Origin of the sequence: Psychrobacter sp. S1-30-MNA-CIBAN-0213 (genome assembly GCF_040309845.1) — a bacterium.
GTDB lineage: Bacteria > Pseudomonadota > Gammaproteobacteria > Pseudomonadales > Moraxellaceae > Psychrobacter.
This window is the reverse complement of the sequence record NZ_JBEOPE010000015.1, coordinates 13,765-36,470: the sequence shown is the minus strand read 5'-3', so window position 1 is coordinate 36,470 and position 22,706 is coordinate 13,765. Positions and strand designations below refer to the sequence as shown.

The 22,706-nt window shown below is 43.2% G+C and carries 18 protein-coding genes and 1 tRNA gene; 8 read left to right on the top strand and 11 right to left on the bottom strand.

Features of this window, described 5'->3' with window-relative positions; genetic code table 11:
* Positions 1-657: 657 nt before the first annotated feature.
* From AAEY87_RS12315 to AAEY87_RS12300, 4 genes are read left to right on the top strand one after another with little or no spacing between them, the layout of a single operon-like run.
* Positions 658-3,069: a type I restriction-modification system subunit M gene (locus AAEY87_RS12315; RefSeq protein WP_350657402.1), complete on the top strand. Its 2,412-nt coding sequence runs from the start codon at positions 658-660 to the stop codon at positions 3,067-3,069.
* Positions 3,069-4,418: a restriction endonuclease subunit S gene (locus tag AAEY87_RS12310; protein WP_350657401.1), complete on the top strand. Its 1,350-nt coding sequence runs from the start codon at positions 3,069-3,071 to the stop codon at positions 4,416-4,418. Before AAEY87_RS12315 ends, AAEY87_RS12310 begins: the two co-directional genes overlap by 1 nt.
* Before the next feature lie 37 nt (positions 4,419-4,455).
* Entirely contained in the window at positions 4,456-5,382 is a 927-nt protein-coding gene (locus AAEY87_RS12305) for a hypothetical protein (protein ID WP_350657399.1), read from the top strand.
* A gap of 59 nt (positions 5,383-5,441) precedes the next feature.
* Positions 5,442-8,714 carry a type I restriction endonuclease subunit R gene (locus AAEY87_RS12300; protein ID WP_350657398.1) on the top strand — a complete coding sequence of 1,091 codons (3,273 nt, stop codon included), beginning with the start codon at positions 5,442-5,444 and terminating at the stop codon, positions 8,712-8,714.
* Between the two features lie 798 nt (positions 8,715-9,512).
* Here AAEY87_RS12300 and AAEY87_RS12295 read toward each other — a convergent pair.
* The 10 genes from AAEY87_RS12295 to AAEY87_RS12250 all read right to left on the bottom strand — a co-directional run bounded on the left by AAEY87_RS12295 (position 9,513) and on the right by AAEY87_RS12250 (position 16,727).
* Positions 9,513-11,963 carry a DUF927 domain-containing protein gene (locus AAEY87_RS12295; protein WP_350657397.1) on the bottom strand — a complete coding sequence of 817 codons (2,451 nt, stop codon included), beginning with the start codon at positions 11,961-11,963 and terminating at the stop codon, positions 9,513-9,515.
* A 106-nt stretch (positions 11,964-12,069) separates the two neighbouring features.
* The gene (locus AAEY87_RS12290; RefSeq protein WP_350657396.1) at positions 12,070-12,282 is read right to left on the bottom strand and encodes a hypothetical protein; all 213 of its coding nucleotides are present in this window, start codon (positions 12,280-12,282) and stop codon (positions 12,070-12,072) included.
* Positions 12,275-12,805, bottom strand: coding sequence for a hypothetical protein (locus tag AAEY87_RS12285; RefSeq protein WP_350657395.1), 531 nt, complete (start codon positions 12,803-12,805; stop codon positions 12,275-12,277). Before AAEY87_RS12285 ends, AAEY87_RS12290 begins: the two co-directional genes overlap by 8 nt.
* Entirely contained in the window at positions 12,798-13,049 is a 252-nt protein-coding gene (locus AAEY87_RS12280; protein WP_350657394.1) for a hypothetical protein, read from the bottom strand. Before AAEY87_RS12280 ends, AAEY87_RS12285 begins: the two co-directional genes overlap by 8 nt.
* Complete coding sequence (locus AAEY87_RS12275) at positions 13,042-13,314, bottom strand: hypothetical protein (protein ID WP_350657393.1); 273 nt, start codon at positions 13,312-13,314, stop codon at positions 13,042-13,044. The genes AAEY87_RS12280 and AAEY87_RS12275 overlap by 8 nt, the downstream gene beginning before the upstream one ends.
* A complete protein-coding gene (locus AAEY87_RS12270) occupies positions 13,311-13,595 on the bottom strand; it encodes a helix-turn-helix domain-containing protein (protein WP_350657392.1) in 285 nt (94 codons plus the stop codon). The genes AAEY87_RS12275 and AAEY87_RS12270 overlap by 4 nt, the downstream gene beginning before the upstream one ends.
* Before the next feature lies 1 nt (position 13,596).
* Positions 13,597-13,899, bottom strand: a complete 303-nt coding sequence (locus AAEY87_RS12265) for a helix-turn-helix transcriptional regulator (RefSeq protein WP_350657391.1) — start codon at positions 13,897-13,899, stop codon at positions 13,597-13,599.
* A 154-nt stretch (positions 13,900-14,053) separates the two neighbouring features.
* On the bottom strand, positions 14,054-14,854 hold the full coding sequence (locus AAEY87_RS12260) for a hypothetical protein (protein WP_350657390.1): 801 nt from the start codon (positions 14,852-14,854) through the stop codon (positions 14,054-14,056).
* 175 nt (positions 14,855-15,029) lie between these two features.
* Positions 15,030-16,493 carry a tyrosine-type recombinase/integrase gene (locus AAEY87_RS12255; protein ID WP_350657389.1) on the bottom strand — a complete coding sequence of 488 codons (1,464 nt, stop codon included), beginning with the start codon at positions 16,491-16,493 and terminating at the stop codon, positions 15,030-15,032.
* A 157-nt stretch (positions 16,494-16,650) separates the two neighbouring features.
* Positions 16,651-16,727 (bottom strand) — tRNA-Arg (locus tag AAEY87_RS12250).
* 359 nt (positions 16,728-17,086) lie between these two features.
* Here AAEY87_RS12250 and AAEY87_RS12245 point away from each other — a divergent pair.
* The 4 genes from AAEY87_RS12245 (at position 17,087) to queF (ending at position 20,740) form a co-directional block, all read left to right on the top strand.
* Positions 17,087-17,779, top strand: coding sequence for a c-type cytochrome (locus AAEY87_RS12245; protein WP_350657388.1), 693 nt, complete (start codon positions 17,087-17,089; stop codon positions 17,777-17,779).
* Between the two features lie 232 nt (positions 17,780-18,011).
* Entirely contained in the window at positions 18,012-18,974 is a 963-nt protein-coding gene (locus AAEY87_RS12240) for an ABC transporter ATP-binding protein (protein ID WP_350657387.1), read from the top strand.
* A gap of 32 nt (positions 18,975-19,006) precedes the next feature.
* Entirely contained in the window at positions 19,007-19,780 is a 774-nt protein-coding gene (locus AAEY87_RS12235; protein WP_350657432.1) for an ABC transporter permease, read from the top strand.
* Positions 19,781-19,867: 87 nt separating this feature from the next.
* Positions 19,868-20,740: an NADPH-dependent 7-cyano-7-deazaguanine reductase QueF gene (gene queF, locus AAEY87_RS12230; protein ID WP_350657386.1), complete on the top strand. Its 873-nt coding sequence runs from the start codon at positions 19,868-19,870 to the stop codon at positions 20,738-20,740.
* 243 nt (positions 20,741-20,983) lie between these two features.
* Here queF and AAEY87_RS12225 read toward each other — a convergent pair whose 3' ends face one another.
* Positions 20,984-22,702, bottom strand: coding sequence for a proline--tRNA ligase (locus AAEY87_RS12225; protein ID WP_350657385.1), 1,719 nt, complete (start codon positions 22,700-22,702; stop codon positions 20,984-20,986).
* Between the last annotated feature and the right edge of the window lie 4 nt (positions 22,703-22,706).

Here is a 22,706-nt window from a genome sequence, read left to right as displayed (position 1 = left end):
GATAGCTTGAGAGCTAGTTAAATAGTTGATTATATGCTGAAATTTACTTATTAAAGGTGTGATGAACAGAGTAGTATCTACGATTTTAGTGCTAGAAGAATAATGCAGTTAATAAAATGATGTTTACAAAAACTATATACATAGAATCACTGCTAAACGAAAGCAGATAAAAAGGCAAAATTAAACAAAAGGAGGGGTTAGAAAGTGGGTAATATAATGATTGGTGCGCTCGGCGGGAGTCAATCATATATCTGTAAGCCTTTATATTCATGGATTAAAGAGATTTTTAAAATATATTTAACAACAGATTTAACAACATTTTCCTATCGCTAACTAGGGAATTTGCATTTTTAAATCTTCTAAACACAAAAAAGAAGATTGGCAGCTCTAGGGGATGCTGTCGTAAATAAAATATTTGCTCGGCTCTGCGACCCCAGCCATTACTAAGGCTATCTTAAATAGACTTTATCAAATTGGTAGGATAAAGGTCAATTAATAATCTAGTCTCTTCACTGATCTAACAAATCTCACATTCAGACTTGCCGAGTAATGTCGAATACCCTTATGATGGTCATATTTTATTTAAGATGAGCATCGCCTCATCACTGACATAAGATCTAAAATTCTATCCTTGCTCAACAACCAAAAGATACTCCCATGACCAAAAACTTCTCTCAAACAGCGGCTTTCATCTGGTCTGTCGCTGACCTATTACGTGGTGACTTTAAGCAATCTCAATATGGCCGCATCATCTTGCCATTCACACTACTGCGCCGCCTAGAGTGCGTATTAGCAGACACCAAGGCTGCTGTAGTTGTTGAGAGTGAGCGTATCGCTGAAAAAGGTCTGCCAGAGGAAGCACAAGAGAAGTTCATCATTCGTGCCAGCAAGCATGCGTTTTATAATACCTCGCCCATGGATCTCAGCAAGATGGGTCAGAGCGATATCAAAGACAACTTAAACACCTACGTGCAATCTTTCTCTAAAGACGCGCGTGAAATATTCGAGCACTTTAAGTTTGAAGAGTTTGTCGGGCAACTGGCCGATGCCAACTTACTATATAAAGTGGTGCAGAAGTTCGCCAATACGGATCTTAGCCCTAACGCTATCTCTAACCATGAAATGGGCTTTGTGTTTGAGGAGCTGATTCGCCGCTTTGCTGAGAGCTCGAACGAGACCGCAGGGGAGCATTTTACCCCGCGCGATATCGTGCGCTTGACCACTTCATTGGTGTTTATGGAAGATGATGACGCGCTGACTAAAGACGGTATCATTCGCACCATTTATGACCCTACGGCAGGTACGGGCGGTTTCCTATCGTCTGGTATGGAATACGTGCTAGAGCTGAACCCTGATGCGGTGATGCGTACCTATGGGCAAGAGCTCAACCCTGAGTCTTATGCCATCTGTAAAGCCGATATGCTGATCAAAGGGCAAGAGGTGAATAACATTAAGCTGGGTAATACCTTGTCTAGTGATCAGCTGGTCGCTGAGAAGTTTGACTACATGCTATCGAACCCGCCGTTTGGGGTAGATTGGAAAAAGATATCAGGCGAGATCAATGATGAGCATACGCAAAAAGGCTTTGATGGTCGCTTTGGGGCGGGCTTGCCGCGCGTGTCTGATGGCTCGCTATTGTTCCTGATGCATTTGATTAGCAAGATGCGTCCGATTGTCAGTCATGGGCAAGGTGAGAATGAAGCGACTGATAGCAGCACTCAAAACAGCACTAACAGCAATCAAGGCAGCCGTATCGGTATCATCTTAAATGGCTCACCGCTATTCACAGGCGGCGCAGGCAGTGGCGAGAGTGAGATTCGCCGCTATATCTTAGAGGCCGATTTACTTGAAGCTATTATCGCTCTACCGACCGATATGTTCTATAACACGGGCATTGCCACCTATGTATGGGTGCTCAGCAATAAGAAAGCGGATGAGCGCCGTGGCAAGGTGCAATTAATCGATGGTAGCAATCTATACAGCAAGATGCGTAAATCACTGGGCTCTAAGCGTAATGAGATGAGTGAAGACGATATCAAAACCATTACCAAAAGCTTTGGTAATTTTGAAGTGGTCGATGCGCGCGTACTCGATAAGCCAGAAGAAGTAAAATCCAACCGTGGCCGCCAGTCTGCCAATCCTAAAGCCGAGCCAGCTAAGACCTTTGCCAGTAAGATATTTGCCACTCATGAGTTTGGTTATCGCCGTATCACCATTGAGCGTCCACTCCGTCTGTCTGCTCAGTTATCTAATGAAGCTATTGATAGCTTACGCTATGCGCCTAAGCCGTTTGATATGGTCATGCCAGCACTGTATGAGGCATTTGGTGATAATTGGACAACTGATAGCGAAAGCAGCAGTGACAACAATAACAACTACGGCGATTTATCAGCGGTCACGTTAGAAGCGCGTGCAATGATTAAGGCGGACTTTAGCGAGCTAAAAGAAAGCCAAGTCAAAGACGTACTGGCTGCTAAGCTATGGCAGTCGCAACTTGCCCTAATGAATAAAGCCAAAGCCCTACAAGCTGCTATCGGAACGCATCAGTCCGATGATTTTAATGAGTTCGATAAAGTGTTTAAACAAGCGTTAAAAGACGCTGATGTCAGCTTGGACACTAAAGAGAAGAAACAGCTGCTAGACGCCATCACGTGGAAAAACCCTGAAGCAGAACCCGTCATCAAAAAAGCGGTGAAGGTTGCTAACCCGCTGTATGGTGCGTTTAGCTATAAGTCCTCCAATTCAAATCAGCCAGCCAAAGTTGTAGAGTTCCAAACAGACAGCGATTTACGTGATTATGAAAACGTGACGCTTAATCCTGAGGTAACGACTACTGAGCTGATTGAAAGTTATTTCGCTCGTGAAGTGCAGCCGCATGTGCCTGATGCGTGGATCAATAGCGACAAGACAGATGCCATTGATGAAGAGATTGGTATTGTGGGCTTTGAGATACCGTTTAACCGTCATTTCTATGTGTATGAGCCACCACGTCCGCTTGCTGAGATCGATGCAGACTTAGATGCGGTGAGCACTGAGATTATGCAGTTATTGGGTGAGGTGCATTCGTAATGTCTGAATTGGTAATGAAGTATCAGCAGTATGAGGAATATAAAGAATCGGGAATTGAATGGGTTGGAAGTATTCCATCACATTGGGAAGAGACTCCTGTTTTTTCATGCTTTGATGCTACTTCTGAGAAAAACTTAGATGGCAAAGAGGCTAATGTTCTGTCGTTGAGCTATGGAAATATAATTAAGCGCGATGTAGATACTAACTTCGGTTTATTGCCTGAGTCATTTAATACTTATCAAATTGTAGGTGTTGGAGATATCATTCTTAGACTAACTGATCTTCAAAATGATAAAAGAAGTCTGCGTGTTGGTCTGGCAAAAGAAAAAGGCATTATAACTTCTGCCTACTTAAAATTAAAACCAAAAGACCGTTTGGACTCAGTGTTTGCTTATCGTTTATTACATTCTTACGATACGACGAAAGTATATTATGGTTTAGGTGGCGGTCTAAGACAGTCTATGAAATTTGAGGATTTTAGAAGATTGCCCATCTTAGTTCCTCCTTATGAAGAGCAAATTCAAATTAATAGATTTCTTGATTATGAAGTAGTCCGAATCGATACCCTAATCGAAAAACAGCAAACGCTTATCCAACTGTTAAAAGAAAAGCGCCAAGCGGTGATTAGTCATGCCGTGACCAAAGGCTTGAATCCTGATGCACCGATGAAAGATTCGGGGGTTGAGTGGTTAGGGAGTGTGCCGGAGCATTGGGAAGTGCAACGTTTTAAGTTTCTGTGTGACCAAATAATATCTGGTCCATTTGGCTCTAGCATTACTAAAGATATGTATGTTAAGTATGGTTATAAAGTATATGGGCAAGAGCAAGTTATAGCCAACGATTTTGAAATCGGTGATTACTTTATTTCTGTTAAAGACTTTGAAAATCTATCAAGATATAAGGTTAAGAAGGGGAGTATCTTAATAAGTTGTGTAGGAACTTTTGGGAAAATTGCGGTGTTTCCTTTCGATGCACCCGAAGGGATTATTAATCCTAGGTTGATACAAGCAAAGCTTAACTCTGGAAATGACTCTTTTTTTATAAGAGAGCTTTTAAAAAGTGAAACGGTTTATAAGCAATTTGAACTCCTTTCCCGAGGCGGGACAATGGGTGTTATAAACATATCTATATTGAATGAAATCATTGTTGCTACTCCAAATAAAAGCGAGCAAACAGAAATTTACGAATACTTGGTTGAACAACAAAATAGATTTAACGGTTTGATTGAAAAAGCAGAACAAGCCATCCAACTCATGCAAGAACGCCGCACCGCCTTAATATCTGCCGCTGTCACGGGTAAGATTGATGTGCGGGGTTGGCGGGTGCCAGACGTTGATAGCTTAGAATAAAATATAAAAATAAATTTAGTTTCATTGTGGGAATGTTATGACCTTAGTAATAGCTGGATATAGTTACGGTGATTTTGAGCAGGAAAGTATTTATTTTGCTAGTGATAGCAACATAACTCAAAACAATGTCGTAATGGTCAACGGTTTCAAAAAAGTTATTGAAGTACCTATTAAGATGCAAGGTTTAAGCTTCAGTGGCGAATGGTTCAATGGTTATTATCATAAATCTAAGAATGATGCTGTTTGTGCAATAGCATTTGCTGGAAGCACATTAGTAGCTCAACATATGATTAATTCTATAAAAAATCATTTGTCTGAATTATATCCATCTTATAGGAATGGTAAATATATTCTCGCAATGAGCTGTGAAGGAAGTAAGCAATTAAGAAATGGAGATTATGACGACAGTATGTTTTTGTCGAAACATTTGAACTCATTGATTAATGCTGACTATATTTCAGAAGTGGTAGAACACTCAATTAATGCGGTTTTAGATAGGGCTAGAAAACATACTTCTATGGGAAGGTACTTTAGCGCTTATGAAGCCGAGTTCATCCTAGGAATCCAATGTCCACAAGATAGAAAGTATTATTTATACAAATATGAGATAGTTAAAGATCCTGTTCTAGGAGCAGTAGTCAAAAAGGCTATTATTAGAAGAAATACTATAGCAATGATTGGCAGTGGTAAGTTTAAGCAAAGTCACTTCAAAAGTGAGGTTTTTGAAGCGGCTTTAGGTGATCGTATCTTTACTAAAAGTGCTCATCAGACACTCTCTTTAACACATGCATATAATAGTTTTTTCGGAACACATGGCTTTGTTTATTCTGGTAAAAGAATTTTTAAATTACTGAATGAAGCTATAGATTATGAAAACTCTACCGGAAGCAATATTATAGGTAAGCCTAGTGGGTTATTTGAATTACAAAATGGAATTCTGAAAAGAGTTGGTTTTGAACAATAAAATACTTACAGGGCAATGAGATTATTCAGAGCATTATAATAACTATAAACGGACTTAACATGACCGACATCACCTACGAATCTGTCTTCCAAGCCGATATCATCACTCAAATGCAAGCGCACGGCTGGCAAGTAGGTCATGCCAGCGGCTATCAGGCTGAGACCGCGCTCTATGAGCAAGACGTACTGGACTTTGTGCAGACGACCCAGCCAAAGGAGTGGGAAAAGTTTTGCCGTACCTTTCCTATCGACTCAGAGCGTCACTTTATCATCGCATTGGTGAAGCAGCTCAATAAGGCTGATGAACACTCAACCGATAGAGCCTCACGCACTTATGGCACGTTGGGTGTATTACGCCATGGTCTAAAGATTCGTAACGCACGTTTTGACCTATGCCAGTTTAAGCCTGAGCACAGCCTCAACCCTGAGATCATGGCACGCTATGAGGCCAATATCTGCCGTGTGGTTCCAGAGGTGGTCTATAGCCCTCATACCAGTATAAAAGATAGCACTGATGGTAAGGTCGCTAAGCGTAACCGTATCGATGTGGTGCTATTCGTCAATGGCTTGCCCGTCACAACGATGGAGTTAAAGTCTGAGTTTAAACAAGCGGTACAAAATGCGATCACTCAGTATAAGAAGACACGCCTGCCTAAAGATCCTGATACCAAGAGACCTGAGCCGCTGCTGACGTTTAAGCGTGGCGCATTGGTGCATTTCGCTGTCAGTCAGTATGAAGTCTATATGACCACGAGGCTGGCAGGTGACAGTACTTATTTCTTACCATTTAACAAAGGCACCAGTGACGGCGGCGCAGGTAATGATATTCCTAACGATATCAGCCAATATGCCACTGACTATCTATGGAATGAAGTACTCACGCCAGAGAACTTGCTCGCCATCCTCGGCCACTTTATGCACTTGCAGATCGACGAGGAAGAAGACGCGATTGGCCGTAAGTCTAAAAAAGAGACCATGATGTTCCCGCGTTATCATCAGTGGGATGTGGTGACCAAGTTAGTCAATGCCGCCATTGATGAGGGCGCGGGTCAAAAGTACCTCATTCAACACAGTGCAGGCTCAGGAAAATCTAACTCTATCGCATGGACTGCCCATCAGCTATCCACCTTGTATAACGATCAAGGCGATAAGCAGTTTCACTCTGTCATCGTTATCACCGACCGCACGATACTTGATGACCAGTTGCAGGACACCATCTATCAGTTTGAACATGCCGATGGCGTGGTCGGTAAGATCAATAGAAAAGAAGGTGATGGATCAAAGTCTGAGCAGCTTGCCAGTGCATTGGTCAACTCACAGCCGATCATTATCGTGACCATTCAAACCTTTCCCTTTGTACTCAAAGCCATTGAAGACTCAAGTGTGCTCAAGTCGCGCCGTTATGCCATCATCGCCGATGAAGCCCATTCGTCACAAACAGGCTCTACTGCACGCCAGCTCAAAGAAGTACTGGTCTCAGGTGATATAGAGAACAGCAATACTGCCGAGAATGATGCACCGCTATCTAGCGAAGACATCCTAGATGCCACACTTGCCGCCCGCCGTAGCAGTCCTAACCTCAGCTATTATGCCTTTACCGCCACACCCAAACCGAAAACCATCGAGCTATTCGGAAGGCTGCCTAACCCTGACTTGCCAGCTTCTAAAGATAACCTGCCAGCCGCTTATCATGTTTATTCCATGCGCCAAGCCATTGAAGAGGGTTTTATCTTAGATGTGCTCAAGAACTACACCAACTACAAAGTGGTCTATCAGCTCAAGCAGAAGCTTGCCGCCGCTGATGATGAGGTCGATGCTCGCCGCGCTAAGATTAAGCTGAATAACTGGGTGCGACTCCATGAGCACAATATCGCGCAGAAGGTTAAGATCATCATTGAGCACTTTAATGACAATATTAAAGGCTTATTGGGCGGGCAAGCCAAAGCGATGGTCGTGACAGGCTCACGTAAAGAAGCAGTACGCTATAAGCTAGCCTTTGATAACTATATTGCTGATTACGGTTATAGAAACATCAATGCGATGGTCGCGTTCTCAGGTGAAGTCACCTTTAACGATAATGACCCTGATAGCGGCGCATTACTTGGCGAGAAGTTCACCGAGCACAATATGAATATTGGGTTAAAAGGCCGCGATCTACGTAAGGCCTTTGACAGTGATGACTATCAAGTGATGCTAGTGGCTAACAAGTTCCAGACAGGCTTTGACCAGCCCAAACTGTGCGCTATGTATGTGGATAAGAAACTAACGGGCGTGGACTGCGTACAGACGCTTTCACGGCTGAACCGTACTTATAAAGGCAAGGCAGAGAGTGGCACGTTTGTGCTCGACTTCTTTAATGATCCTGATGATATTCTCGAAGCCTTCCAACCATATTATGAGACCGCAACCTTAGCGGATGTGTCTGACCCTGATCAGGTGTTTGACCTTTATGAAAAGCTGCGTGCAGCTCAAATTTTCTTATCGCATGAGGTCGAGCAATTCGTTGAGGCGTTTTATAGTAAAAACAAGTCTAACGCCGCCATTAGCAATATCTGCAAGCCAGCGGTTGAGCGTTGGCAAAAGCAATACCATCAGGCTCGTGCAAAAGCACAGCATGCTAAGAATATGCTTGAGCAAGCAAAACGGACTGGCAATGTGGTGCTAATCACTAATGCGGAGAACGACTACAAAGGTTTTAAGACCGATCAAGACGTGCTGGAAATATTTAAAAAGGACTTAGGCACCTTTACCCGTCAATATGAGTTTATGTCGCAAATCGTGGACTATGACGACAAAGAGCTAGAGAAGCTGAGCTTATACGCGCGTAACCTACAGCCGCTATTACGTGAAAGCGTGGACAATGAAGATGAGGTCGACCTAAGTAACATCGTCATGAGTCATTACCGTGTCTCAAAGCTGCACCAACAGGACTTAAAGCTGCAAGAGGGCAAGTCTGAGTATCAGTTAGATGGTGGCAGTGGAGCGGGCACAGCCACACCCAAGGATAAACAAGAAGCGCTACTGTCTCAGATTATTGATAGATTAAACGAGGTTTTTGCTGGTGAGGACTTTACCGACAAGGACAAAGTGAACTTTATGAATACTATTTGGGATAAGGTCACTGAGAACGAAATCGTGGTTAAGCAGTTCACCAATAATAGTGTTGATCAGATTATGCTGGGCGGTTATCCCAATGCTGCCGAGGACGCTATGTTTGATGCCAAGGGTACATTTGAAAACATGACCATGCATCTACTGTCTAACCCGAATCAGTTTAAGCAGTTCATTCGATTGATGCTTGATACGAAGCTGGGTGATGAGGCAGCGATGTAGTATTTCAAATTGGTATATTCAACCTGAAAGCGATTGGTTTTAAGAGTCATTTTCTCGCTATAATCGTACCAAGGTGGTTCCATTTTTCCAGCTTTTTTTTGGTTCCAAAATTATTTCTGGTTCCGAGCTGAATCATTTTCCATGACTGGGCTAAGAGTGGTTTTTTATGTTGGAACCAAAGAGAAAACAGGCGTGTTTTGGTTCCAAATTTCCACAATTTGACTGTTTTGGTTCCAATATTTTGTAGCGAATAATGTCACTTCACAGCAAGATTAATAGTACGGACATGCTGGCTAGTTGGCGTAATATCGACATAATTATCAAATGATAACTGCTTCCATTTCTATGATTTTTTTTGCTTCCACAAGATTTTTTGCTTCCAAGCCAAACTGCCCTATATGATTGGTCTAAGCGTGGTTTTTTTATGTTGGAAGCAGTTTATTTTAGGGTCTTTTTGCTTCCACTTTTTTATGTTTATGCTATTTTTGCTTCCAATATTTTTCACTAATACCATTAGAGTACAAACAGTAAAAAAGGCAGACGATAAATGCCTACCTTTGATTATTTTTGCTGTAACCTAGTTTTTTACATGGGACAAGCGGGACAAGCGGGACAGCCCCCATAGTCATTAGCTTTCAGTCGTCCCGTTTATGTTTTTCGCTACGGGACAGAACGGGACGGGATTGTTACAATATAACACCCTGTCCCGTTTGTCCCGTTTCCGTTTTTGCTTTTGGGACAGCTCTACCCCTTACTGTATAATGGCTGTCCCGTCTGTCCCGCTTGTCCCATCGGTTTTTAAGGTTCACAACAAAGTATGTTAGCAGTAACCGCGTAAACAGAAGGGCGAACCTTGCCACTAAATAGAGTATTAGGGGTTTTATAAATTTTACGGTCACCCTGATTTGAAAGTAACAAGCCCGCTTCATCTAACACCTGCAATACTTTTCTTTTACTAAATGGCGCACATACGCTGTTGAAAGTTTCTTTAGAAAAATAATAGTCCCCTGTGTCCTCGTTGCGATAGCCCACACGGTTGGGTGTTCTTTCCTCAAAGTTGGGGCGGGTGCCGGTGGTCTGGAAACAAACCTGAAAGCGACTTGATCCATGCTGTTCAATAAACGACTGAATATGTTTGATGATTTGGCGCTGTTCATGCTCACCATCACGCCCATAGTTATCAAGCCAATTATCTAAGCACGTCATAACGGCTGTGGTTGCTTGTCCTACTTGCCAGCCTGTGATGTCTGCCTGAGTTGCCATCTCGCCAGCAGCAGCCACAATAGCGAATCGTTTAGCCACTCTATGTGCTTGTGGAGCAAGGTCTGTGTATTGGCTCATAAAGTCATCTACCAACTGCTTGGCGGTGGCTGTGGTCGCTGCCTTGTCAGTGGTGATATGTTCAAGCCATGCTATGCCAGCTGATCCATAGTAGCTATGTGATAGCTCTTTGATCCTGTCGGCTTGCGCTGCGCCTGTTTTTGCCAGTACCAAACTATCAAACGTCTTTAAGCCTTTACCAGCATCAGCATCGATATGAGCCACTCGAACCTCAATACCTGCATTAGTCTTTTGTCCTGCTTGCGCCATAAAGTTTTGTAGTGACTCCTCACCATTAGATAAGAAAATAATGCGCCATGTCTTAGCTATGCGATTGTGTCCCGTGGTGGTACTTCTCCCTTTACCTTGACCATTAGCCAGCATGTAAACGGTCTTACCTACTATTTTGGGATCACACTCGCTGATCTCATCAAGTGGTAAGAAACTGTCGTTATGCTCGCTGGCTGTGCCCTCCAATGCGTTATCAGTGCTGCGCCATGTCTTAACGTACCTGTCAGGATTGCCCCATACACTAGCAGCCAATTTAAGCGACAATGACTTGCCCATGCTTGATGAACCTAAGAGATGAAAACCGCCCCCGTCATACTCTAATAACTCCAGTAACTGGCCAGCGAACGCGCAAGCAATGGAGAAAACAAAACGGCTTTGTTCTGCTATTGGTTTGCATAACTCATCACGCCACTGGGCTAAGGTCCCTTGCTGGGCGAGGGTGCTGTTAATGCTATTTGCAGACTGATAGACGATAAGTTCTTTACCATCACCACCGATAGCGCCATTAGGTAAGATATATTGCTCACCGTCCCAGCCTAGTCTATCGACACACCGCGCGCGTTTGTAGATTGGATAATCTTGTAAGTAAGCGTCTAAGTAGCTGCGCTGTTTGGGGTTGGTAGTAATGTTCAAGCCTTGACTGGCTAATTCTTTGCGGTATTCACGGGCATCACCTTGCAATAAAGATAACGGCATTGCCCATTTATGCAGCTCGTTATCATCATCACGCCACTGTAATAACCGCCCCCATGTACCGCTGCTTATGTCCCGTGTCTTAGCGATAATCTCAATGGGTGAACAAACAAACGCCTTAAACTTAAAAGTTATATTTGCTGGGTCATCATCGTTATACTTCACAAAAAATAGCCCATCATGGTATAGCTCAAAACGCCCATCACCATAAACCATCGGTTCATTAAGCTGTGGGTCATCGCGCCATTCAGGATAGTAGGCAGTATCTTGTAAATTGATTAGCTGGGTGTCACTGTCTGCCAGTATTGCCTCATAGCTATGATTAGCATGTAGCATCGTGACAATATCAGCCACGGTAACCAATGCCCTAGCATTCACGCCTGCCAATAGGTTTATCATGCCCTTATTATCAAGTGTCATTGGTACGGTAACCAGTGAGGCGCTGCTCCAGTGCTGCACCATCTTTTTAAGGGACTGCTTTGTATTGTGAGGGCTAATGATGATCGTTTTATCACTAGCCATTAGGTGCATATAAATATCAATACCATCATCTAGGTTATCAAGTGCTATCACCTCATTGGCTTTGTTTGTGTCACCAATGACGATAGTGCCATACCCTGTAGGGTCAATGACAATGGGCTTTGCTTTGCTGTTTGGTGTATAGAATACCGCGCCTACTATATCGCCTTGCTTATCGGTCAATGCTAAGCCTATAGTGTTGGCTGTCGCTTCGGTTTTGCCAATATCATCACCATGATATATAGTAGTGTCGTCTGTAGAAAATAGCAGTCGTTCAGGTTCTAACATGTCCTTGTGTTTGATTAAGAAGGGACAGCCTGCCAGTTGTTCGTCTGTAGCTGGTTTGCAGCCTTGTAAGAGAGTATTAGCGCCCATGTTGTCCGCATGGGCTTTTTTATTGTCTATCGTTTGTGGTGTGGTAGTCATTTAGTCCCCCTTGCTTGCGACTGGTTCGGCTGGCGTGTGGCTCTATACTTTTTATAGTAGCTTTTACGCTTGGCGTGCTTACGGCTTTGCTTTGGTGGGGAGCTTCTCACTGTTTGCCCTCCTTGCCGTAACCTGTCATCGCTAAAGGTTTGTTGATTGACTCTGCTTGGTCAAGAAGTAGGGTTGCCCATGCTTTGGTGCTGTCTTTATCGCTACTATTAGCAATAGACGGGCACAGAGCAACATCACCAGCGCTGAATAAAGGCGAGGTTTGCGTTGGGGTTTGGGTGTTTGAGGTCGTACGGATTGATTTACCCATGATGGATAGCTCCTAATAAGTTTTGAGTGAATGCCACGCTATACGGTAAAAGTATAGGGTGACGGGTCTTACTCTCGGTCTTATTAGAAACCGCCCCGCATATTCGCCTTACGGCTATTTTATTTTGCAGCGTCAACCCGTCATAGTCGGTTAGCAAATGATTTGCTATAGATATGATGGTTTGCCCCCTTGATGCGCTTAAGTGCGCTTGTGGGGCGGTGCTCGATTGTATAGAAACAGCTTGAGAGGCTGCGCTATTATCAGGCACAAAAAAAGCCAAAGGTTTACGACTTGGCAAGTCGCTAATAAGATTTGAGAGGTCTATATAGTAACCGCTGCTATCATCGGTTGCAATCGGTTTTGCATTGACGGGCTGGCAAGCAACCAATGATATTAGCAAGCCAATACCTGCCACCCATGCCATAAAGATGATAAAGCTAAGTAGTAAGGCACGCTTGCGTTGTTTTGGCTTGCTGTGCTGCCCGTGGTCGGCTTTTAGGTTGGTTTTGTTATCTTTACTCATGGTCTGCCGCCTCCGTTTGTGGTGCTGATAACATGCCGTCTAGCTGGTCGGCTATGTCCTCACTAATGGCGGCATTACCTGACAGCGCAATGATGACCGCCTGAATCACGCCACCTGATACCGCGCAATCTACTTGCACCTCTTGCAATGCTAACGCTAAGTGGCTGGTATCAAGAGATAATAAAACCATCTGCTCATTGATGACTTCTAAGTGGTCGGCTGATACTGCTATTTGATTATTCATTGATCTTTACTTCACTTTGTGTGATTAACTCGCCCATGATGTCCGCGCTCATTTTTCTGGCATGTTCACTCTGAGCCAGTAATGCAGACCTAATAGCGACTATCACGCCCTTGCTGGCTGGGTCGGCTGTTTCAATCAGGTTCAAGGCATAGGCTAGATGCTCGCAATCATTCGATATGTCTTGTATGTAGTCGTCTACATGGCATAGCGTGTAAGTGTCCACTGCTACCAGTCGTGGCGCTAGAATGTCGTTGGGTTGGCTCATGGGGTTACCTCGCGATTAGATAATTGAGTTTCTAACAAAGTCGCTTGATCAAGCCAATAGACGGCAAACCACTTATTGTTATACTTCACCATTTCGCTTTGGATTAATAATCCTGACTCTCGCAAGTCGAATATGCGCTGCGCTAGACTGGTGATTTGATAAAGGCGGTAAGCGTCCCATGTGGTGATTGTTGCACCTGTCATTAGATGCGCTCTTACAATTTCTATTTGGGTTTTGGGGGCTTGCTCATTGGTCACTGGGGCAGTGGCTGTAGTCAACATATTAAACCCCCTCTTTTGCGTTAGTGGTGGCATTGTCGTCTGACGGTTGGGCATGACTGGCAAGCCAGCTATTAATTTTAGACAAGCGCCATAGACTCGCCCGTCCGATTTTTACGGGTGCTGGGAATTTACCTTCATTAATTAGATGGTAGATGTGCTTAGCACTAAAGCCAGTAATACCACGTGTGGCGGCTTTGGCGGTGACGGTGCGCTGTTGACCTGACTTTGCGATATAGGTCTTAGCGGTTCGCGCTGGATGGTTGGCAAGGTCTGCCATTCTTAGATATTGGTCGATAAGTGTCATAATAGGTCACTCCATAGCGGGGTTGGTTATAGCCAGTAATTGGCTTCGCTAGGGAATGCATTTTATGGGGTAGGTGGGTATAGCTAAATATTCATGCATGCATAAGCTGATTGATGCGTGCATTGAATGTTCAATGCATGCATACGACAATCTATTATGAAAAACCTCCTTTATCAGCTTCACTCAATAAACGACATACAGTATTAAATGAAGGTGTGCTACCTGTATGAATATGCTGTTTAATGTATGTAGCTGTATCAGTATAAGTGCTAAAGCCTCGTTCTTTCATTATTTCAAGATACTGTTTTTTACGTTTTGCTCTTTTTTCTCTATGTGGCTGCCACCTTGCATCAGACGCTTTTTTATTTCTAATTGATAGCTCGCTTTCAATATAATCAGACGGATTGAAACGTTCATTAGCTACTGCACTTCCATATATCATTATAGCAACCTCATGATGCCAGCAAGAAACCTCGTAAAATCCATGCTCAAAAGCCAAGTATGCCAGTCCTTTATATAACATTAAATTAAATATTCCTAGGAGATTGCGACTTAGAAATCGCTCTCTTTCCTCTTTGTTATATTCTTCTAAAATGTGATTTATTAAAGAGTCATCATTTAAATAATGTTCAAACTTGAAAGCTAGATTGTGAAAAGCTGGTATTATAAAATCGTTAATTTTACATTCACAGTCATAATCACATTCACATTCACATTTATTTTCAAAGTTATTATACTTTTCATATTCCAACTCATTTCTTTTTAAAAACGTAAATATGACATCTTCAACTCTGTCTAAAAAATAGAAGTTATTTTCAGATTGATCTCTATCACAATCTTCATCAGCTAGGATAGTTGATACAATCTGGCTATTCGTAGGTTTGGATAAACTGAGTTCAAAAGTTTTATACATTAGCTTATAGGCTCGCTCATCTTCTCTAACACGATTATACATACTCGCACCCTTACACCCTTAAAGCAAAAATAGGAGCAAGGCGCTGACAGCTAAGGGTGCGGTTGCTGTCGTTCGGGTAATTAATCCTAGCCTTGCAATCGGTTATGACAGCGATTGACGCTATCAATATCGGTCTGCCAGCCCAATGCTGACCATAATAAGTAAAGCGATGTTGTTAAAGCTGCTCGGCAAGTTTGGCTAGTACCTCTTGTGATACGCCTTGCGCCTGTAAGCTCTTTATCAGTATGTCTTTATCATGCAGCGCTATATCAGTCGCTTGCTCATTGCGGCTATTCATTTCTTTAGCGAGTTCATCAGGGGTCAGTAAATCAAAGCTGATCATCTTGCCAGCCCGTAAGTCATCAAGATAGTTCGCCCAGCGGTGCATCATCATTTGGCGCTCGGCTAAATGCTCTGATAAGTCATAGCGTCTTCTCACGCTCGATTGCTCAAGATGGGCGAGTTGTATCTCTATCAAACTTTCAGAAAATTGCAGCTCATACAGCCCTGTGCTGGCAAGCTGCCTAAAGCCGTGACCTGTCATCTTGGGGTAGGGGTCACCTGTATAGCCCATGCGCTGTAGTGCCTGATTGAACCATGCTTCACTATAGGGCTTGTTTGACTCAAAGTTATAGAACACATAGCCCGTCTGCTCAGTCAGTGGGCGCATACGCTCAATGATCGCCATCGCTTGCGGTGATAACGGGATAATATGATCTTGGCGCATCTTCATTTTGGCGGCTGGAATACGCCACACGCTTTTATGATAATCAATCTCTGACCATTCAAAGTGTCTTAGCTCTTTAGTACGCACAAAGCACAGCGTCATAAGCTGTAACCCTGCTACGGTCTGCTCATGGGCGTTTGGGTGATTGTTAATATATTGGTCAATATTGCGCAGTAGGTCGGGGAATTGGTGCTGCTCTACCGCCTTCATGCGTTCGGCTTTATGCGGTCTGAGTGCCTTATTGCGTCCAATAGCAAGGTTGATAATGTCATAGCCCAGCGTATTGATAGCGTATTCAAAGATTGAGCTAATCAGCCCCATGCACTTATGCGCGGTTTCTGAGGTGTGTTTGCCTTGCTGCTCAAAGCTGGCTTGAATGGCAAGTCCTGTCTTAATAATGTCTTGCGCGGTGATCGCCCCAATAGGGTATGAGCCTAAATGTTTTAAGATATGATTGTCTAAAAACCCTTGCAGCTTTTGCACGTTCTTAGTCGTGGTCTTAGATTTTTCATCGATATAACTTTTGGCGATGGCTTTGAATAAGTCCTTTTGCTCAAAGTTATTCTTCTCGATGCTCTTATAAGCGGTGGGGTCGATACCATCAGCCAGTAATGCTTTTGCCTTGTCGCGCTCAATACGCGCTTGCTTTAGCGATACTTGCGGCTTGAATGAGGCGTCAATGGCTTGTTTTGATGATTTATAGATACCGATTTGATAGGTTTTTTGTTTCGGCTTAATGTCTTTATCTGATTGATAACGGTATGACATTTGCCAAAATAATGAGCCGTTGGGGTGCTGTATCAGATATAGGCTATTACCATCGCTATGACGAGCGACTTTATCGGGCGCTGGCTGCTTGGCGATAGACTTCACGCCATTATCAGTTAATAGATAGTCTTTTCTTTTATTCATGCCAGCCCCAAAGATGTTAAATGTTTTAACAACAAATTTAACAACATTCTATAGGTGCTACTAGGTAATGACAAGTTATATCAAAAGACATAAAGCGACTAATATAAAGGGGTTTAGAGGTTTTTGGTAATGCTGAGGAAGGGTGAAATACGATGATTGGTGCGCTCGGCGGGAATCGAACCCACGACCCTCGGCTTCGGAGACCGATACTCTATCCAACTGAGCTACGAGCGCATAAAATGAATTGACTGCTATATTGAGTAACACGATTTCTAGACAAGCGTCTTTAGCAGTGCAACGTGTCGAAAAATAAAGACCGCTTAGTCTAACAAATAAAAGGTGGAAAGCCAATGAATGAAGCCAGCTATTAAGATTTTTTGAGAAAAAATAAGATAGTCAGCAAACAGGCATGGCAATCTACCTGCCTTTTCCCTTATAATGTTAGGGAGAATTCATATTTATAATCACCGATTACAAGTACGCTTGCATACGGGATGGCTGTTTGCCATCGATAACTAGATGTTATCGAAGGAAGATAGACAGAATGTCCAAGTCGTGCCAACACTTGTATACGTAATAAGAGAACGTGACGAATGAGAAAAGTAGTTATGTTATCGGCAGCTGCCATTCTAGGAATCGCTAGTATCGCAGTGAGCCAAGCTGAAGATGTTGCAGACACTCCTGTAACCGTATCTGATGTAGCAGAAGCACAAGAGGTTGTAGAAAATGCTCCTCAAAAGCTAGGTGACGAAACACAGGCTGCCGCTGATACTACCGATGGTACGGCTCCTGTTGCTGAAGCTGGGGGTGCAGACGCTGCCACTGTTGCAGATGGAGATGCTACAGCAGAAGAAACCGTACAAGCTGCTCCTGCCGCTGCCGCTAATGAAGAGCCAATCCCTGAAGATACACCACAAGTACAGAAGCTAATTGCGTTGTATCCTAACCTGATTGCTCGTATTCAGCCTGTTGCTAAAGTATGCTTTGAAGACGACGAAGTTTGTGATGTGACTGCTCGTTCATCTGGTCCATCAGCAGATGGTGAGCCACGTGATGGTAAAACAGTATATAACGCAGTATGTCAAACGTGTCATGCATCAGGCTTGCTTGGCTCACCTATGTTAGGTGATGCAGGTGCTTGGGGACCACGTATAGCAAAAGGTTCAGATACTTTATATACGCATGCTATTAATGGATTTAATGCTATGCCTGCGAAAGGTGGCGCTGATATTCCTGATGAAGAAGTTCAGAATGCTGTGGATTACATGGTTGGTGAGGCAAGCTAATTTATACTAGCGTTGTTACGCTATAGGTGCTTAATCTGTAACCAATGGCTTTATCTACATCATATGTAATTGTAAAACGTCTATTTCACTTAATGATATAGACGTTTTTTTATGGTTGATAATTGATGCAATCAATTATGTACTTATAGTATGCTGCAGTTGAAATCTATCTAAAGTAACCTCACATTAAGGCATTACATCACTCATTTCACAAATCTATAAAGAGGTATTCATGTCTGAGGTACCAGCGCTTTCTATCCAAAATCTATCCAAGACCTATGACAATGGGTTTTCGGCACTAAAAGATGTCAGCTTAACGGTGCCACAAGGCGGATTCTTTGCTTTGCTTGGCCCAAACGGTGCTGGTAAGTCAACGATGATTGGCATTATTAGCTCACTGTTTAAGCCGACAACTGGTAGCGTCAATATTTTCGGTGTCGACCTTTTGGCCAATCCTTCGATTGCCAAGCAATATCTTGGGGTAGTACCGCAAGAGTTTAACTTCAACATGTTTGAAAAAGTACAGGATATCCTAATTACTCAAGCCGGTTATTTTGGTATTCCGCCTAAAGAATCAAAACCGCGTGCTGAGCGCTTGCTTAAAGCGCTAGGACTATGGGACAAACGCGATACTATGTCACGTGAGCTATCAGGTGGTATGAAGCGACGTTTGATGATTGCACGAGCGTTGATTCACAAACCTAAGCTATTGATCCTCGATGAGCCCACCGCTGGGGTGGATATTGAGTTGCGCCGCTCTATGTGGGAGTTTATGCAACAAATTAATATTGAAGAGAACACCACTATTATCCTCACCACACATTATCTAGAAGAGGCTGAACAACTTTGTAAGCGCATTGCTATTTTAGACCATGGTGAAATCCGTATTAATACGGATATGAAGGATTTGCTCGCGCAGCTATCGGTTGAAACTTTTGTATTCGATGTAACCACTCCACTCACACATCAGATTGCATTGAACGATGTGACAGCAGTAGTGCAGCCCGATGATCTTACGATTGAAGTGACGTTGACTGAAGGTGAGTCGTTGAATGGCGTTTTCACTCAGCTGTCTAACCAAGGTATCACTATTGCCAGTATGCGTAACAAGTCCAATCGATTGGAAGAGTTGTTTATGCGCTTAGTTGACAAAAATATCCAGAGTGCAGACAGTATGAAGGAGGCAGGATTATGAATCAGAAGATAGTGGTAGATCCTAATGAGACCATGTCATGGGCTAAAAAATGTATTTCTTTTCGTACTATATTACTAAAAGAAGTTCGCCGAATTCTACGTATTTGGCCACAGACGCTATTACCTCCAGTCATTACCATGAGCCTGTACTTTGTTATCTTCGGTAAAATGATCGGGTCGCGTGTTGGGGAGATGGGCGGCGTTCCGTATATGCAATTTATCGTCCCCGGCCTGATTATGATGGCGATTATTACCAATAGTTATTCAAACGTCGTATCGAGCTTTTTTAGTGCGAAGTTTACTTCCAGTATTGAAGAGCTGTTGGTATCGCCAGTCTCCAAGCACGCTATCTTGATGGGTTATGTCAGTGGTGGTGTCTTCCGTGGATTGACTGTCGGTTTTATCGTCTCTATCGTAGCGCTATTCTTTACTGATCTTGGTATTGAGCATCTATTTGTGACTTTGTTTACCGTGCTTGGAACATCTATTTTGTTCTCACTAGGTGGCTTTATTAACGCTGTGTTTGCGCGCTCATTTGATGATATTTCCATTATTCCAAGCTTTGTGCTTACTCCGCTTACCTATCTTGGCGGTGTGTTTTATTCGATGGAGAACTTGTCACCGTTTTGGCAAAATATCTCGCTACTGAATCCAATCGTCTATATGGTCAACTCGTTCCGCTACGGTATTCTGGGTTACTCTGATGTAAATGTTTGGTATTCAATGGCAGCGATTTTTACATTTTGTGTAGTGTTTTATGCTATTTCTTATCGCCTATTAAGTAATGGATCGCGTGTTCGATTGTAACAAGTATTTTGTAGATTACTAAAAACAGCGATAGGTATGGTTAGAAATAATCAAGTTCATAAGAATATATAGGATTAGGAAAAGTAAATGAGTATCCACGGTATTTTAGGTGAGCAGACCACCGACTATCCAACCGAGTATAGTCCAGAGACGCTATATCCCATTGCGCGTAGTATGGGACGTGATGCGATTGGCTGGCATGATGACAAGTTGGCAGTCGGTGTGGATTGGTGGCAAGCATTCGAGATGTCATGGCTTAATCATCAAGGTATCTCGCAAGTCGCTATAGCACGTTTTAGTGTACCTGCCAGCTCGCCATTTATCGTAGAATCAAAGTCGCTTAAGTTGTACCTAAACAGTATTAACTTTACTGAATTTGTCAGCTGGGAAGAAGTGCAAACGCTGATTGCTAAAGATTTATCAGCATGTGTACAAGCAGAGGTGCAGGTTGAGTTATTTGGCCTAGATGATGACATGTCAGGGCTGTTAATTAATAAGCCTGATGGCATCTGTATCGATAATGCATTGGCAGATAGTACAGATAAAGTCGCTTTATGTGAGCATCCTGATGCGTCGTTGCTAAGTAGTGATAAGAATTTAGACAGTGATAATTTTTTGGAAAGTAATGCTACTCAGCCTTATACTTTTTATTCTAACTTGCTGCGTAGTAATTGTCCGGTGACCAATCAGCCCGACTGGGGCACATTGGCTGTTTCGATAACCAGTAATAAGACAATTAATGAAGCCAACATGTTGCGTTATATCTTAAGCTTTCGTCAGCACAATGGCTTTCATGAGCAGTGTGTCGAGCAGATATTTGCTGATTTGAGCGAACACTATGAGCCAAGCGCATTGATGGTTAGAGCTTGGTATACGCGTCGTGGTGGTATTGATATCAATCCATGCCGTGTGAGTGACATAGGTTTATTACCTAAACCAAGCCGTTTGATTCGTCAGTAGGTAAAAGAATTGGCTTTTCATCATTTAGCTCATACAGTCGATCTACTATAAAATAAATACAGCGATACTGAGATAAATTTTGCGCAGTATCTGTCTGCGTAGGCACAGTAAGCAAGGAAAAATTATTTCAGTAGCGCGCTAAAATTTTTGTACTTTTTTTATTTGGGACTGACTATACATAAAAAAGCGCCTATCTCATTAAATGAGATAGGCGCTTTTTATTGCACAATTTTTATTAAAAAACTATTTACCGCTTACTTTTGCCATTACTTCTTCGCGGCTTAGCATTTGCTTTTCTGTTTCACGGCGATTGACGTACTCATATTTATCTTCAGCAAGATTGCGATCTGAGACCACAATACGATGTGGAATACCAATTAGCTCAAGATCAGCGAACTTAACGCCTGGACGTTCGTTACGATCATCAAGTAGCACATTAACACCTTGAGACTTAAGCTCTTCATACAGAGCGGTAGCTGTCTCCATGACGGTATCTTCTTTTGATTTCATCGGAATGATAGCGACTTCAAAAGGCGCAATTGAGTCATTAACCGTTGGCGTTCTTGGCCACATGATACCGTTTTCATCGTTATTCTGCTCAATGGCAGCCGCGATGATACGGCTAACACCAATGCCATAGCAACCCATCATAAGGGTAACTGGCTTACCATCTTCACCAGATACAGTAGCATTCATCGCTTGCGAGTACTTGTCACCCAATTGGAAAATATGGCCGACTTCGATACCGCGTTTGATTTTTAGCGTGCCTTTACCATCAGGAGAAGGGTCGCCCTCTTGTACGTTACGGACATCTACAATACGAGTAATACTCGCATCACGTGCCCAGTTCAATCCAGTGGTATGCTTGTTGACTTTATTGGCACCGCTTACAAAGTCTGACAAAGTGGCTGCCGAGCGATCGACAAATACAGGCATATCTAAGTCAACACCAATATAACCTTTGTGTAGACCAGCTGCTTTAAGCTCTTCATCAGATACCATCGTCAACGGCACGTTGGCTTCTTCAATTTTCTCTGCTTTGATAGTGTTAAGCTGATGATCACCACGTAGCACGATAGCGATCAGCTGTGGTTCATCATTTTCGGTATGTCCATGTACAATCAAGGTTTTAACCGTGGTTGCTAATGGAATATCCAAGTGTTCAGCCACCATTTTACAAGTGGTCATCCCTTCCGTTAATACGTCTTCGCGCTCCATTTTGGGCGGCTGACGCTCAGCGGTACTCACAGATTCAGCAAGCTCAACGTTGGCCGCATAATCAGATGAATCTGAGAAAGCAATGTCATCTTCGCCACTATCTGCCAATACGTGGAACTCATGCGAGGCAAAACCACCGATAGATCCGGTATCTGCTTGTACCGCGCGGAAGTCTAAACCTAAGCGGGTAAAGATACGCGTATAAGCATCAAACATATCATCATAGGTTTTAGCCAAAGACGCTTGATCAACGTGGAACGAATAAGCATCTTTCATGGTAAATTCACGTGCGCGCATCACCCCAAAACGTGGGCGAATCTCATCACGGAACTTACCTTGAATTTGGAAGAAGGTAATAGGCAGCTGCTTGTAACTACGTAGCTCACCTTGGGCAAGATTGGTGATAACCTCTTCATGAGTAGGACCTAATACAAAGTCACGATCATGACGATCTTTAAAACGTAACAGCTCAGGACCATAATCGTCAAAGCGACCGGTCGTTTGCCATAATTCGGCTGGCTGGGTCATCGGCATAAGCACTTCTTGAGCGCCGATGTTTTGCATCTCTTCGCGAACGATACGCTCGACTTTTTGTAAGATGCGTAGGCCCATAGGCAGCCAAATATATAATCCAGAAGCGATTTTACGGATGAGACCGGCACGCACCATCAATTGGCTTGAGGCGATATCGGCATCACTTGGGGTCTCTTTTAGAGTAGCGAACAAAAATTGACTGGCTTTCATAAAT